Source organism: Arsenicicoccus piscis (assembly GCF_022568835.1).
In the GTDB taxonomy this organism is placed as follows: domain Bacteria; phylum Actinomycetota; class Actinomycetes; order Actinomycetales; family Dermatophilaceae; genus Arsenicicoccus; species Arsenicicoccus piscis.
The window spans coordinates 28,728-40,904 of the sequence record NZ_JAKZHV010000011.1 but is presented as its reverse complement, the minus strand read 5'-3'; the positions used below and the strand labels follow the sequence as shown (position 1 = coordinate 40,904).

Annotated in this window: 10 protein-coding genes; 4 read left to right on the top strand and 6 right to left on the bottom strand. The window is 72.6% G+C overall.

Features of this window, described 5'->3' with window-relative positions:
- Positions 1 to 25 precede the first annotated feature (25 nt).
- Both MM440_RS16000 and cphA read left to right on the top strand, forming a co-directional pair.
- Positions 26 to 925, top strand: coding sequence for a cyanophycinase (locus MM440_RS16000; protein WP_241445971.1), 900 nt, complete (start codon positions 26 to 28; stop codon positions 923 to 925).
- Between the two features lie 46 nt (positions 926 to 971).
- Complete coding sequence (cphA, locus tag MM440_RS15995) at positions 972 to 3,740, top strand: cyanophycin synthetase (RefSeq protein WP_241445967.1); 2,769 nt, start codon at positions 972 to 974, stop codon at positions 3,738 to 3,740.
- Here cphA and MM440_RS15990 read toward each other — a convergent pair.
- From MM440_RS15990 to fabG, 3 genes are all read right to left on the bottom strand, one after another.
- Positions 3,730 to 5,952, bottom strand: a complete 2,223-nt coding sequence (locus MM440_RS15990) for a Mur ligase family protein (RefSeq protein ID WP_241445965.1) — start codon at positions 5,950 to 5,952, stop codon at positions 3,730 to 3,732. The two genes, cphA and MM440_RS15990, sit on opposite strands and share 11 nt — an antisense overlap.
- Positions 5,953 to 5,969: 17 nt before the next feature.
- Positions 5,970 to 6,731 carry an enoyl-ACP reductase FabI gene (fabI, locus tag MM440_RS15985; RefSeq protein WP_241445963.1) on the bottom strand — a complete coding sequence of 254 codons (762 nt, stop codon included), beginning with the start codon at positions 6,729 to 6,731 and terminating at the stop codon, positions 5,970 to 5,972.
- Positions 6,732 to 6,803: 72 nt separating this feature from the next.
- The gene (fabG, locus tag MM440_RS15980) at positions 6,804 to 7,517 is read right to left on the bottom strand and encodes a 3-oxoacyl-ACP reductase FabG (protein ID WP_241445961.1); all 714 of its coding nucleotides are present in this window, start codon (positions 7,515 to 7,517) and stop codon (positions 6,804 to 6,806) included.
- Between the two features lie 127 nt (positions 7,518 to 7,644).
- On the opposite strand from fabG, the gene MM440_RS15975 reads away from it, so the two are divergent.
- Positions 7,645 to 8,094 (top strand): DUF3099 domain-containing protein, encoded by a 450-nt coding sequence (locus MM440_RS15975; protein WP_241445959.1) that lies wholly within the window; start codon positions 7,645 to 7,647, stop codon positions 8,092 to 8,094.
- Between the two features lie 13 nt (positions 8,095 to 8,107).
- Here the strand turns inward: MM440_RS15975 and moaA are convergent, their stop codons facing one another.
- On the bottom strand, positions 8,108 to 9,139 hold the full coding sequence (gene moaA / locus MM440_RS15970) for a GTP 3',8-cyclase MoaA (protein WP_241445957.1): 1,032 nt from the start codon (positions 9,137 to 9,139) through the stop codon (positions 8,108 to 8,110).
- Between the two features lie 116 nt (positions 9,140 to 9,255).
- On the opposite strand from moaA, the gene MM440_RS15965 reads away from it, so the two are divergent.
- Positions 9,256 to 10,065 carry an SURF1 family cytochrome oxidase biogenesis protein gene (locus MM440_RS15965; RefSeq protein ID WP_241445955.1) on the top strand — a complete coding sequence of 270 codons (810 nt, stop codon included), beginning with the start codon at positions 9,256 to 9,258 and terminating at the stop codon, positions 10,063 to 10,065.
- A gap of 15 nt (positions 10,066 to 10,080) precedes the next feature.
- Here MM440_RS15965 and hisS read toward each other — a convergent pair whose 3' ends face one another.
- A complete protein-coding gene (hisS, locus tag MM440_RS15960) occupies positions 10,081 to 11,427 on the bottom strand; it encodes a histidine--tRNA ligase (RefSeq protein ID WP_241445953.1) in 1,347 nt (448 codons plus the stop codon).
- Complete coding sequence (locus MM440_RS15955; RefSeq protein WP_241445951.1) at positions 11,427 to 12,125, bottom strand: MBL fold metallo-hydrolase; 699 nt, start codon at positions 12,123 to 12,125, stop codon at positions 11,427 to 11,429. Before MM440_RS15955 ends, hisS begins: the two co-directional genes overlap by 1 nt.
- Between the last annotated feature and the right edge of the window lie 52 nt (positions 12,126 to 12,177).

Genomic DNA, 12,177 nt, shown 5'->3' with positions numbered 1-12,177 from the left:
CGCCAGGTTCCGTACCCTCGGGGTCATGTCCACCGCACCCACCCGTCGCTCCCTGTTCATCATCGGCGGCGCCGAGGACAAGCTGGGCGAGGCGAGCGTGCTGCGCCGGTTCATCGAGCTCGCCGGCGGCACCGACGCCCGGATCGTCGTCATCCCGACCGCCAGCTCGTTCGCCGACGAGGCCGTCGAGGTCTACGGCTCGGTGTTCCGCCGGCTGGGCGCAGCATCGGTCGACTCGGTCGACGTGGCGAGCCGCATCGAGGCCGACCGCGAGGACCCGTCGAGCGGTGCTGCGGTCGTGGACCGGGCGAGCGGCGTGTTCCTCACCGGAGGCAACCAGCTCAAGCTGGCCCAGCTCGTCGTCGGCACCGCGCTCGGTCGCGCCATCACGCGGGCGCACGACCGTGGCGCCGTGGTCGCCGGCACCTCCGCGGGCGCCTCGATCATGAGCACCTTCATGATCTCCCTCGGCGAGGAGGGCATCACCCCGCGCCAGCGCTCCAGCCAGCTGACCAGCGGCCTCGGGCTGCTGCCCGAGGTGATCGTCGATCAGCACTTCGCCCAGCGCACGCGCTACGGACGGTTGCTGTCCCTGGTGGCCGGCTCACCGAACCTGCTGGGCCTCGGCATCGACGAGGACACCGCCGCCGAGGTCACCGACGGCCGGCTCGTCACGGTACTCGGCACCGGGTCGGTCTTCGTCATCGACGGTCGCCGGGCGGTCACCGACGCGCACGAGGCCGCCGAGGACGCCCCACTGCTCGTCAGCGGCGCGGTCGTGCACGCCCTGCCGCAGGGTGCGATCTTCGACCTCGGGGCGGCCGACCTGATCGGCTTCAGCGAGCAGCACCCCGACCGGGACGTCATGGCGGTCGAGCACGAGCACCCGGACGGCTCGACGGTGGCCAGCGCGACGGGCGGCTGACGGGCGGCGGCGCTACGGTAGGGCGGTTGCCTCACGAAGGAGCCCCATGGAGCACGCCGCGCAGCCGCAGCCGGACCTGACGATCCGATCGACCCGGGTCTATCGCGGACCCAACGTCTGGTCCTACCACCAGGCGATCCACCTGGTCGTCGACCTCGGCACCCTCGAGGACTTCCCCACCGACCGGCTGCCCGGCTTCACCGACCGGCTCCTCGAGCTGCTGCCCGGCCTCGTCGAGCACACCTGCTCCGTCGGCGAGCGCGGTGGGTTCGTCCAGCGGATGCGCAAGGGCACCTGGCTCGGCCACGTCGCCGAGCACGTCATGCTGCAGCTGCAGCAGGAGGCGGGCCACGACCTGCGCCGCGGCAAGACCCGGTCGGTCAAGGGCGAGCGGGGTCGCTACAACATCGTCATCGGCTACCTCGACGAGACGGTCGGCCTCGCCGCGAGCCGGCTCGCCGTGCGGCTGGTCAACGAGCTGGTCTCTCCCACAGACGGATTCGACTGGCAGCAGAAGCTCGACGAGTTCCTGCTGACGGCTCAGCGCACCGCGTTCGGCCCCTCGACCCACGCCATCCTCGAGGAGGCGGTGAGCCGCGGCATCCCCTGGCAGCGACTCAACCGCGGCTCGCTGATCCAGCTCGGGCAGGGCGTGCACGCCAAGCGCTTCCGCGCGACGATGACCTCCCTCACCGGCGCGCTCGCCGTCGACATCGCGGGCGACAAGGACCTCACGAACAGCCTGCTCGGCTCGGCCGGCCTCCCCGTCCCCGAGAGCGAGCTCGTGCGCACCGAGGAGGGTGCCGTGGAGGCGGCGCGGCGGATCGGCCACCCGGTGGTCCTCAAGCCGCTGGACGGCAACCACGGTCGCGGCGTGTGCCTGGACCTGCGCGACGACGACGCCGTCCGCGAGGCCTACGCCGTGGCCCGGGGCGAGTCGCGGCGGGGCTACGTGCAGGTCGAGTCGTTCATCACCGGCAAGGACTACCGCTGTCTCATCATCGGCGGCAAGATGCAGGCGATCGCCGAGCGGGTGCCCGCGCACGTGGTCGGGGACGGCGTCAGCACGGTCGCCGAGCTGGTCGACCTCACCAACGCCGACCCGCGCCGCGGCGTTGGCCACGAGAAGGTCCTCACCCGCATCAAGGTCGACGAGGCGGCTGTCGAACTCGTTGCCGCACAAGGCTTCTCGATGGACTCGGTGCCGCCGGCGGGCGAGCCGGTCAAGCTCGCGCTGACCGCCAACATGTCGACCGGAGGCATCTCCATCGACCGCACCTTCGAGGCGCACGAGGACAACGTCGACATCGCCGAGGAGGCCGCGCAGCTGGTCGGGCTCGACGTCGCCGGCATCGACTTCATCTGTCCCGACATCACCCAGCCGGTGCGCGACACCGGTGGCGCGATCTGCGAGGTCAACGCCGCACCGGGCTTCCGGATGCACACGCACCCGACGATCGGCGAGCCGCAGTTCATCGCCAAGCCGGTCATCGACCTGCTCTTCCCGCCCGGCGCCCCGTCGCGGGTGCCGATCGTCGCCGTCACCGGCACCAACGGCAAGACGACGACGAGCCGGATGATCTCGCACATCTTCAAGGGCATGGGCACCAAGGTCGGCATGACCTCGACCGACGGCATCATCATCGACGAGCGGCTGGTCAAGAAGGCGGACGCCTCCGGCCCGCGCTCGGCCCGGATGGTCCTGCAGAATCCCCGCGTAGAGCTCGCGGTCATGGAGGTCGCTCGCGGCGGCGTCCTGCGCGAGGGCCTGGGCTACGACCGCAACGACGTCGCCGTCGTCACCAACGTGGCCTCCGACCACCTCGGGATGCGCGGCATCGAGACGCTGGCGGACCTCGCCGCGGTCAAGCGGGTGGTCGTCGAGGCCGTCCCGCGCGACGGCCACGCCGTCCTCAACGCGGACGACGAGCACGTGCGCGCCATGCGGCGGCACTGCTCCGGCGCGATCATCTGGTTCACGACCTCCGAGCCGGGCAGCTCGGTGCACCAGATGGTGCTCGACCACTGCCGCCGCGGTGGCCGCGCGCTGCTGCTGGAGGAGACCGAGCGCGGCGAGATGATCGTGGTCCGGCACGGGTCGCGGACCATGCAGCTCGCGTTCACCCACCTGCTGCCCTCGACCTTCGGCGGTGCGGCCCGGATGAACGTCGCCAACGCCATGGCCGCCGCCGGCGCCGCGATCGCGCTGGGCGCGCCGCTGCGGGACGTGCGCCAGGGTCTACGCACGTTCACGACCAACTACTACCTGTCCCCCGGCCGGATGAACCTCATGTCGGTGCTGGGCGCCGAGGTCGTCGTGGACTACTGCCACAACGCCGCGGGCATGCGCATGCTCGGCGACTTCGCCGCGCGCTACGGCGACCGCAAGAGCGCCGAGACGAACCGCCGGGTGCAGCGCATCGCCATGATCGCCACCGCGGGCGACCGGCGGGACGAGGACCTGCGCGAGCTCGGCGAGACCGCGGCTCGGTACTTCGACACCATCGTGGTGCGCGAGGACGGCAACCTGCGCGGCCGGCCCGCCGGCGAGTCCGCGGAGCTGGTGGCGCAGGGCTGCCGGGACGCCATCGCCGCGGGTGCTGCGGTGACCACGACGCTCGAGATCGTCACCGACGAGGTCGAGGCGGTGCGCCGCAGCCTCAAGCTCGCCGATCGCGGCGACCTGGTGGTGCTGTGCGTGGACCGGCACGCGGTGGTGATGGACGAGCTCGAGCGCTACACCCAGGCGGCGACCCCGCGCGGCTACAACGACCAGGACGACCGGCCGGTCGCCGACGCCGACTTCACCGCCTGAGCGCGGCGACGGCGGCGTGCAGGTCGGCGCGGAAGGCGTCGTCCTGGCTGCCGGCCGCGCGCTGCAGCAGCGCCTCGACGAGGTCCGCCACCGCGCCCGACGCGTCGCCGACACCCTGGCGGGCCAGCGCGCGGTAGGCCACCACGGACGCCTCGCCCGACCAGCGCGCGTCGATCTCGTCGACCAGCCCGAGCGCCTGCTGCGGGTCGCCCGCGCGCAGAGCCAGCGCGCCCTGGTGCAGCACGGCCTCGCGGCGCAGCGGCTCGGCGAGCCCCAGCTCGCGCGCCCGGGCGTAGAGCGTGGCGGCGGTCGACGGGTCGCCGGCGAGCTCGGTCACCAGCGCCAGCTCGTAGACCAGTCGCGGGTCTGCCGGGGCAGCCTCGACCAGGGTCGCGAGCCGCTCGCGGACGCCGCCCGGGTCGGTCGCCGCCTCGGCGCGCAGGCCGGCCAGGAGCTCCTCGTCCTCGTGCTCCCCGCGGGCCCGCTTGACCTTGCGCCGCACGGTCGCCGCGCTGTCCGGCGAGCCCCCGTGCCCGGTCAGCCAGCCGTCGAGCTCGGCCCACGACTCGTGGGTCATCAGCGCGAGCACGTCGCCGTCGTGCAGCTGCGGCAGCACCGCGGCCAGCGCCGTCGGCTCGTCCGGGTAGACCTCGGCCTCGCCGACGCCGGACCGGGAGAGCCCGCGTCGCAGGTGGGACTCGAGGTCCTCGCGGGTGCGATCGCGCAGGTAGTGGTCCTTGTGCACCAGGTGGATCACGTCGGCCTCCGCACCGGCCATCGCCCCGAGGTTGGCCAGGATGTCGTCGGTGCGGTCCCCGCCGGTGCCGAGGCCGAGGTGCAGCCGGCCGCCCGGCGCCGTCAGCCCCCGGGCCACGTCGAGCAGCGCCCGCAGGCCGTCCTCGTTGTGCGCCATGTCGAGGATCACGGTCGCGGCGGCGCTGTCGGTCGCCGCCGGCGGCACGGAGTAGACGTTCATCCGGCCGGGGTTGTGGGCGCCGTCGGGGGCAAAGGTGCGCAGCCCGTCGACCACCGCCTGACGCGGGAGCCCAAGGCCGAGCGCGGCGGCGGCACCGGCCAGCGCGTTGGCGGTGTTGTGCCGCGACAGACCGGCCAGCGTCATCGGGACGTCGGTCAGCGCGACGAGCCGGTCGACCGTGCCGTCGGGCTCGAGCACCGCGACTGCGTCGTCGAGGACGGTGACGGCGCGACCGCCCGCGTCGAGGGCACCGCGCAGCGCCGGGGCGGAGGAGTCGAGGCTGAAGGCGCAGAGGCGCCCGCGGGTGCCCGCCCGCATGGCCCAGACGCGCGGGTCATCGCCGTTGAGGACGGTCCAGCCGGTCGGTCGGGTGACCTTGGTGACGATCGCCTTGACCTCGGCCAGCTGGTCGACGGTGTCGATGCCCTGCAGGCCCAGGTGGTCGGCGGTGACGTTGGTGACCACGCTGACGTCGTTGTGACGAACCCCCATCCCGCGCAGCAGCATCCCGCCGCGTGCCGTCTCGAGGATGCCGATCTGCACGCCCGGCGACTCCAGCACCGCCCGCGCCCCACCCGGCCCGGAGTAGTCGCCCTCGCGCACGACCTCCCCCTGCACCAGCACACCCGAGGTCGACGACCAGCCGGTGCGCAGGCCGGCGGTCATCGCGATGTGGGCCACCAGCCGCGTGGTCGTGGTCTTGCCGTTGGTCCCGGTGATCGACGCCACCGGGATGGTCGGCGTGATCGTCGTCGGTGCCTCCCCGAGGCCACGCGCAGCGACCCAGGCGGCCGAGTCCTCGACCGCCCGCTCGGCCACCTGCGGGTCGTCGGACAGCAGCGCGCGGAGGGTTCGTTCTACGGCCTCACCGCTGGCGACACCCCGCTCGCGGTGGCGCCACGGGAAGGCGATGACCACCTCGTCCAGCGACGATCCCGGACGTACGCGGGTCGCGAGCCGCCGCAGCCCCGCGGCCTGCCCGACCCGGCGCACGGCGCCGCGCACGACCCGGCCGGCGAACTGCTGGCGCTCGGTGGTCCCGCGCCGACCCGGCTCGGCGCGACGCAGGCCGAGCCGGCGGGCCACCGCGAGCGCCTCGCGCCGGCGCAGAGCGAGCAGCGCCGGGACGCGCAGGACGACCTTGATGGCCGGCCCGGGGAAGTAGAGGTTCGGCCCGTCGAGGACGCGGACCTCGACGGTCTCGATGCCCAGGGGCTGGGGCGCACGCTCGGGCACGTCAGGCAAGCGAGGGACTACTGACCCATGGCGTGCACGCCACCGTCGACGTGCACGATCTCGCCGGTCGTGGCCGGGAACCAGTCGGACATGAGCGCGACGCACGCCTTGGCGGCGGGCACCGGGTCGGAGACGTTCCAGCCGAGCGGGGCGCGGTCGTCCCAGACCTTCTCGAACGCCTCGAAGCCGGGGATGGACTTCGCGGCGGTGGTGCGGATCGGGCCTGCGGCGACCAGGTTGCAGCGGATCCCCTTGGGGCCGAGGTCGCGCGCGCAGTAGCGGTTGGTCGACTCGAACGCGGCCTTCGCCACCCCCATCCAGTCGTAGACCGGCCAGGCGAACTTCGCGTCGAAGGTGAGGCCGACGACCGCGCTGCCCTCGGGCATGATCGGCTCGCAGGCGACGGCGAGCGCCTTGAGCGAGTAGGCCGAGGTGTGCAGCGCCGTGGCGGCGTCCTCCCAGGTGGCGTCGAGGAAGGTGAACGCCCCCTGCGGCGCGAAGCCGATCGAGTGCAGCACGCCGTCGAGGTGGGGCACGACCTCCTTGACCCGGTCGGCGAGGGTCTCGAGGTGCTCCTCGTTGGTGACGTCGAGCTCGAGGACCTGCGGGGTCTGCGGCAGCCGCTTCGCGATCGTCTGGGTGATCTTCATGGTGCGCCCGAAGGACGTGAGGACCACCTCGGCGCCCTGCTCCTGGGCCAGCTTGGCCACGTGGAACGCGATCGAGGAGTCCATCAGGACGCCGGTGATGAGGAGCTTCTTGCCGTCGAGCAGACCCATGGGACTTCCTTCGCTGACAGGGGATTTGGGGAGGAGCGTGTGCTTGCTGAGGGATGCCGCTGGTCGCGGGTGTCAGTGACCCATGCCGAGGCCGCCGTCGACGGGGATCACGGCGCCGGAGATGTAGCCCGCGTCCGGCGACGCGAGGAAGGTCACCGCAGCCGCGACCTCGGCCGGCTGGGCCAGCCGACCGGCCGGGATGGCCTTCTTGTAGCCCGCGACCGTCTCGTCGGGCAGGGCGGCCGTCATGTCGGTCTCGATGAACCCGGGCGCGACGACGTTGGCGGTGATGCCGCGCCCGCCCAGCTCGCGGGTGATCGAGCGGGCGAGCCCGACGAGGCCGGACTTGCTGGAGGCGTAGTTGGCCTGGCCCGGCGAGCCGTAGAGCCCCACGACGCTCGAGATGAAGATCATCCGGCCGCGCCGCAGCTTGATCATGCCCTTGGACGCGCGGCGGGCGCAGCGGAAGGCACCGGCGAGGTTGGTGTCGATGACCTGGTCGAAGTCCTCGTCGCTCATCCGCATCAGCAGCGTGTCGCGGGTGATGCCGGCGTTGGCGACCAGCACCTCGATCGGGCCGCCGAGCAGCTGCTCGGCCTCGGTGAACGCCTGGTCCACGCTCGCCGTGTCGGTGACCTCGCAGCGGACCGCCTGCAGACCCTCGGGCGCCTCGCCGGAGCGGTTGGTGACCACGACGTTGTCCCCCGCCGCGGCGAAGGCCTGGGCGATCGCGAGGCCGATGCCCCGGTTGCCCCCGGTCACCAGGACGTTGCGCGGGTCGGACATCAGGGCTCCTCCAAGGGGGTGCGGGTAGCGCGGTCGGCGCACGCCAGGGCATGCACCCACCGACGGTAGCCGACTACCGGCCGGTAGGCAGGACGAGGACCGTCGCCACGAGGTCTACAGTGAGGCGGTGAGCGCGTCCTCAGCCCGGCACCACACCAGCGGCAGGCCCGAGCGGCCGCCGGTGACGACGGTGACGACCGCACCCACCTCGCTCGGCGACGACATCGATGCGCGCACCCGGCGCTACCTGATCTCGATGTCGATCCGCACCCTGTGCTTCCTGCTGATGATCGTCGTGCCCGGCTGGTGGAAGTGGGTCTTCCTGGTCGGAGCCGTGCTGCTCCCCTACGTCGCCGTGGTGCTCGCGAACGCCGTCAACGTCCAGTCGACCGGCACGATCGAGCAGGTCGACGAGCAGCAGCCGATGCTCGGCCCTGGCGACACCCCCGCCATCGAGTCGTGGGTCGTGGTCGCCGACGACGAGACCGCCGCACCGCACGCTGACTCACCCGCTGACCGGCCGGGCAACGCCTCAGGTGACGAGCCAGACGCCGCGGACGACCAGGATCGGTCCTAGCTCCCCGCGAGGGTCAGCCGCCGATGGCGGACATGGGGCGCGCCGGCTGGTGGAAGCTCGGCTTGCCGATGCCGTGACCGGCGGCCTTGCGCCACATCTCCTGGTTGATCAGCGTGCGCAGGTCGTCGTCGCTCGCGCCGTCGCGCAGCGGGCCGCGCAGGTCGACCTCGCCCTGGGCGAACAGGCAGTTGCGCACCTGGCCGTCGGCGGTGAGGCGGACCCGGTCGCAGGCGCCGCAGAACGGCGCGGTCACGCTGGCGATGATCCCCACCGTGCCGGTGCGTCCGGTCGCCGGCTCTAGGACGTCGTAGAGCTCGGCGGGCGCACTCCCGCGCGCGGACCCGGCGTGCGGGGTCAGCTCGAAGCGCTCGGCCAGGTGGGCGTGGAGCTCGGTCGCGGTGATCATCTGCTCGCGGGCCCACGCGTGCTGGGCGTCCAACGGCATCTGCTCGATGAAGCGCAGGTGATAACCCCGCTCGAGGCACCAGCCGAGCAGGTCGGCGACGACACCGTCGTTGATGCCGCGCATGGCGACCGCGTTGACCTTGACGGGGGTCAGGCCCGCGGCAGCGGCGGCCTCCAGACCTGCGACGACGTCGTCGAAGCGGTCGCGGCGGGTCAGCTGGGCGAAGGTGTCCCGGTCGACGGTGTCGAGCGAGATGTTGACCCGGTCCAGCCCGGCAGCCGCGAGCGGCGCGGCGACGCGGGCGAGGCCCACGCCGTTGGTGGTCATGGCGATCCGCGGGCGCGGCTCGAGGGCGGCGATGCGACCCACCACGTCGACGAGCGAGCGGCGCAGCAGCGGCTCGCCGCCGGTCAGCCGGACCTGGGTGACGCCCATCGACACGAAGAGCCCCACGACGCGCACCAGCTCGTCGTCGTCGAGCATCTCCGGGCGCGGCAGCCAGGGAAGCCCCTCGGCCGGCATGCAGTAGGTGCACCGCAGGTTGCACCGGTCGGTCACCGACACCCGCAGGTCCCGGGCCACGCGACCGAAGGTGTCGCTCAGCTCGGGCCGAACTCGGGGTTCGGGCACGAAAGTCATAGGCTCCACCTTATGTTCTGCCGGCTCCACCCCCGAACCAGCTCCCCCACGCCGCCCTCCCTCGAGCTCTCACCCAAGCCCTCCCCCACGGTCGACCCGGGTGCTGGAGCACCCGCGTGATCCGCACCCTGCTGACCAGGAAGTGGCTCGGGCTGCTGGCGCTCGCCACCGTCTTCGCCTGCGTGTGCGTGTGGCTCGGGAACTGGCAGTACGGCCGCTACGAGGGCAAGTCGACGCTCTCGCACGCGATCGAGCGCAACTACGGGGCCGAGCCGGTGCCGCTGCGCTCCGTGCTCCCGACGACGAGTGCGACCCTCACCCCGCAGCAGGCGTGGTCGCACGTGCAGGTCACCGGACGCTACGACGAGGCCAAGCGGCAGTTCGTCCGCAACCGGACGCAGGACTCGGTCGTCGGCTACGAGGTGCTCTGGCCGCTGCGGCTCGAGGACGGGACGACCCTCGTCGTCGACCGCGGCTTCGTCCCCGCAGGCCAGGACGCGGCGCAGCTGCCGCCGGTGCCGGAGGCGCCCGCCGGCGAGGTCACGGTCGTCGGCTGGCTGAAGACTGGTGAGCAGTCGCGCGACCGCACCCTGCCGTCCGGTCAGCTCGCCTCGCTCAGCCTTGACGACGCACAGGCCGCCATGGGTGGCGTGGTCAACCGCGCGGTCCTGGTGCTCGGCACCGAGGACGGCAAGCCGGTCGCCACCAGCAGTCAACCCGGGCAGGCCGGCCTGGTCGCCATCGCGCCCCCGGACACCGATCAGGGCTGGATCAACTTCCAGTACGGCTACCAGTGGTGGCTGTTCGCGGTCGCGGGCTACGGCCTGGTGCTGTTCTTCGCTCGGCGCGAGTGGCGCGAGAGCCAGGGGATCGTGCGCGCCCCGCGCCCCAAGAAGGTGCGGATCTGGGACGAGGAGGACGCGTAGACCCCTGGGCCGGCGCTACGCCTCGGTCGACGCCCGCTTCACCCCGGGGTGCAGGTCCTCGGCGGGTGGCGCCCAGGTGGCCGCGTCGGCGTCGACCTGCTCGCCGGAGCGGATGTCCTTGACCTGATCCGCGCCGCCGTCGGTGCCGGGGAACCAGACGAACGGGATGCCGCGACGGTCCGCGAAGCGGATCTGCTTGCCGAACTTCGCTGCCGAGGGGGCTACCTCGCACGCGATGCCCCGGGCGCGCAGCTGGGCCGCGACGGCCATCGCGCCCGGACGGTCCTCGTCGGCGGTGAGGGCGACGAGCACGCAGGTGGGGGTGCTGCGCGAGCCCTCGACGAGGCCGAGCGCCAGCAGCTTGTGCACGAGCCGGGAGACGCCGATCGAGATGCCGACGCCGGGGTAGGTCGTGCGGCCGTCGGAGGCCAGCGCGTCGTAGCGCCCGCCGGAGCAGATCGAGCCGTAGGACTCGTGCCCCACCAGCTGGGTCTCGTAGACCGTGCCGGTGTAGTAGTCGAGGCCGCGGGCGACCCGCAGGTCGGCGACGAGCAGGCCCGGGGCGTGGGCGACCCCGGTCGCCATGACGGCGCTGAGCTCCTCCAGGCCGGCGTCCAGGGTCGGGTGGCTGACCCCGAGGGCGCGCACCTGGTCGGCGAAGCTGGTGTCGGTGGCCGAGATCTCGGCGAGCGCGAGACACTGCGCGGCCTGCTGCTGCGTCGCCCCGGCCTCGACGAGCAGCGTGGCGACGGCCTCGGGACCGATCTTGTCGAGCTTGTCGACGATGCGCAGGGTGCCGGCGACGTCGGTCAGCCCGATCCCGAGGTAGAACCCCTCGGGGATCTTGCGGTTGTTGACCTGGATCCGGAACGCTCCGACCGGCAGCCGGCTGAACGCCTCGGCGATGACCAGCGGCAGCTCGGCCTCGTAGTGCGCGGGCAGCTCACCGGTGTCGACGATGTCGATGTCGGCCTGGGTGAACTCGCGGTAGCGCCCCTCCTGCGGCCGCTCGCCGCGCCAGACCTTCTGGATCTGGTAGCGGCGGAACGGGAAGGAGAGCTTGCCGGCGTTCTCCAGGACGTAGCGCGCGAACGGGACGGTGAGGTCGAAGTGCAGGCCCAGCTCGGCGTCGCGCGTCTCGTCGGCCCCGGCGGCCAGCCGCGTCACGCCGTAGATCTCCTTGTCGGCGTCGCCGCCCTTGCCGAGCAGCCGCTCGACCGGCTCCACGGCCCGGGTCTCGATGCCGGCGAACCCGTGCAGCTCGAAGGTCTCGCGGATGACGTCGAGGAAGTGCTGCTCGACGACCCGGTCGGCGGGCAGCAGCTCCGGGAAGCCGGAGAGCGGGGCGATCTTCTGAGCCATCAGGACAGTCCTTGCAGGTAGGGATTGGTGGCGCGCTCGCGCGCCATGGTCGTGGCCGGGCCGTGCCCCGGCAGGACGAGGGTGTCGTCGGCGAGCGGCAGCACGACGTCGCGCAGGCTGCGCTGCATCGCCTGGTGATCGCCACCGGGCAGGTCCGTACGCCCGATCGACCCGGCGAACAGCACGTCGCCTGACAGCATGGTGCGGCTCGCGTCGACGGCGACGCCGTCCGGGACGCCAGTCAGGCCGAACATCGCCGACCCCTCGGTGTGCCCAGGCGCATGCAGCACGTCGACACCGAGACCCGCCAGGTCGAGGTGCTCGTGGTCGCGCAGCATCTGCACGTCGGACGGCTCGCGCCAGGGGCCGGGGAACTGGGCCTGCAGGGCCGCGCGCAGCTGCGGCTCCAGCAGCTCGACCGGGTCGTGCAGGCGGTAGCGGTCGTCACCGTGGATGTAGGCGGGCAGCTCGCCGTCGTCGCCACTGGTGCACACCGGGGTCACCGAGAAGACGTGGTCCAGGTGCCCGTGGGTGAGCAGCACCGCGGCCGGCTTGAGCCGATGCTCGCGCAGCGTCGCCTGCAGCTGGTCGAGCACCCCGATGCCGGGGTCGACCACGAGGCACTGCTCGCCGGGAGCGGGCGCGACGACGTAGCAGTTCGTCGCGAACGCCAGGGCTGGGAATCCGATGAGGAGCACGCCGCGAAGCCTAGCGAGTGGCAGTGACGAACCCCACCGCGTATCACCGCCT

Bases quoted from the DNA above. Each gene is read 5' to 3' on its own strand.
- MM440_RS16000 (WP_241445971.1), top strand. From the start codon at position 26: ATGTCCACCGCACCCACCCGTCGCTCCCTGTTCATCATCGGCGGCGCC.
- cphA (WP_241445967.1), top strand. From the start codon at position 972: ATGGAGCACGCCGCGCAGCCGCAGCCGGACCTGACGATCCGATCGACC.
- fabI (WP_241445963.1), bottom strand. From the start codon at position 6,731: ATGGGTCTGCTCGACGGCAAGAAGCTCCTCATCACCGGCGTCCTGATG.
- fabG (WP_241445961.1), bottom strand. From the start codon at position 7,517: ATGTCCGACCCGCGCAACGTCCTGGTGACCGGGGGCAACCGGGGCATC.
- moaA (WP_241445957.1), bottom strand. From the start codon at position 9,139: ATGACTTTCGTGCCCGAACCCCGAGTTCGGCCCGAGCTGAGCGACACC.
- hisS (WP_241445953.1), bottom strand. From the start codon at position 11,427: ATGGCTCAGAAGATCGCCCCGCTCTCCGGCTTCCCGGAGCTGCTGCCC.